Annotated in this window: 2 protein-coding genes; both read right to left on the reverse strand. The window is 62.7% G+C overall.

Annotated features, from left to right (window positions below; all coding sequences use genetic code 11):
- Positions 1–98 precede the first annotated feature (98 nt).
- Positions 99–419, reverse strand: coding sequence for a hypothetical protein (locus AAIO73_RS20105; protein WP_345880565.1), 321 nt, complete (start codon positions 417–419; stop codon positions 99–101).
- A gap of 104 nt (positions 420–523) precedes the next feature.
- Entirely contained in the window at positions 524–1,873 is a 1,350-nt protein-coding gene (locus AAIO73_RS20110; RefSeq protein ID WP_037447533.1) for a S1 family peptidase, read from the reverse strand.
- Positions 1,874–2,009: the final 136 nt, after the last annotated feature.

Raw genomic sequence — 2,009 nt, forward strand, 5'->3', positions numbered from 1 at the left:
CTAATTCGAGCACGGTGCCACGCGCCAGTGGCAGATAGCGTGAGCAGGAAATAGCGCTGTTGGCGAGCAGACACCGCTACGATTGCAAGCCCCTACACCTACCCGGGCGAGCCCATGCTAAGGAGCCGTTGAGAGCATCTATCGGGCAAGCCGATCGAGGCGGCCGCCTCGCCGGCTTCGGCGCCGACCTCCGAAGCAAAGGGCAGGCTGTACTCCCGCCCGATCGGAAACCGCCTACCTCCCACGACGATCGCGTCGCCGCGAGCGTCGAGGGTCGATCCTAGCGGCAGGACCGGCGTCAGGACGGTGGAGCCGACGCGGACCTGAAGGCAGCCATCCTTCACGAAGAAGGTGCCATAATCCCGTGTGGCGTTCCGCAACCGGTTCGCGGCCTCCGGCAGCTCGGTCACGACCGTCACGCCCGAGCTTTGGCCAACCGCGAACGGCCATACCTTCTTCTCCCGGTCAGCGTTACAGGCGGCGAGCGCCCCTAACGCCAACATCATCGGGACCGCTCGGGCGCTCAAGGCACCAATAGCCCTTGGGTGGTGTGGATCAGGAAGGGAACCCTGTCGTTCACCCGATCGATCGGCATATATGAGAACGAACAAGCGCTCCCGGTGCAGGGACGCCCATAAGCGTCGGTGCTGCCTCCCTTGAGAATGCCATAGGCGACGATCTCGTACGAGCCGTTCGGGTATGAGAATACAGGCGCCCCGCTGTCGCCGCCGAAGGCGATCACCTGCTGGCTCGATCCGCTGACCTTCACGAAGCTCGAATAACTCACGCCTCGATCATCGGTGCCCGACACCGAGCTTGACTGGACGGTGCCGCAGGTGAAGCCGGTCGTCATGCCGCTCTTGCACACGGGCATTCCGATATAGTGGTTCGAGTTGTAGGACGACTGCTTGAGCGTACCCCGGGTGGTGAAATAGCCATCTCCATAGAAGCCCGGAACCGTGTTCACGTAGGACGGGTAATCGGTCACCGCCTTGGAGTTCTGGAAATAGACCCAGTACCCGGTGCTAAGGCCGACCACCGGATGATAACGGAAATCATAGAGGTCGCCATAACGCGTCTCCGTTGCGGCCGGCAGTTGCACCAGGTGGCTACCATCGGACCCGACCACGTAGGGCGGGTTCGTCCGGCAGTGGGCGGCGGTCAGGATCGAGTCCCGGCCGTTGCTGTCCCTTCCGGCGAAACCGTAACTACAGGTCGCGCGCCCGGTCGAGTCGACCAGCTCCCATCCGCCATAGACCGCATCGCCTGGCCGCACGTTGGTCTGGAAGGTTTGTAGAATCGGCCCCACCTCGACCTTCACGGCCGAGCGCAACGTCGGGGGGATCAAGCCCCGGGCCGTCTGAGCAGCCGCTTGGTCTTTCACCGTGACGACATAATTCTGGCTTCTCGGCTCGAAATACGTCTCGAAGGGAAGCTTGGCGGCGGTGATGGCCTTCAAGATCGCATCCAGGTCCTGCTGCGCCGCCGCGAGCGATTTGGTCGCGTTGCGCAGCTGCACATAGCGCCGCAGCTTCGCCGGAATCTGATCCAGGAACGCCTTGCGCTCGTCCTGGCCGGTGAATGCGACGATGATCTTGAACGTCGGCGTGTGCTCCACCCACAGGCCCGCGAAGCCGTCCGGATCGCTGGCGACCGCGACGTCCACGATTTGCTGGACATCGCGGAGGACGTCGACACGCTCTGCCGCCTCCGCGGCCGAGATACCGTATTGCTGGGCTAGGTACTCGACCTGGAGGTCCTTGCCCGACCCCTTGGAGTTTTGCGGTGTCGGGAGTGGGGGAGCCTTCATCTCCTGCGCCGCGAGCGGCGTGGTGCAGAGAAGGGCCGAAATGACGGTAAGCAACGTACGCATGCATTCTCCTGATGACGATCATCTACAGCATGGACGGCCCGACCGTTGCGGCGGACCACCCAAGCCCGACTCACCATGAGTGCGGAACAAAGGGTGAACGATTTAGAATCCTACATTGCAAGCCCTTTTTGCAGGT

The sequence above is a fragment of the Sphingomonas epibiotica genome (assembly GCF_039615155.1).
Classification (GTDB): domain Bacteria; phylum Pseudomonadota; class Alphaproteobacteria; order Sphingomonadales; family Sphingomonadaceae; genus Sphingomonas.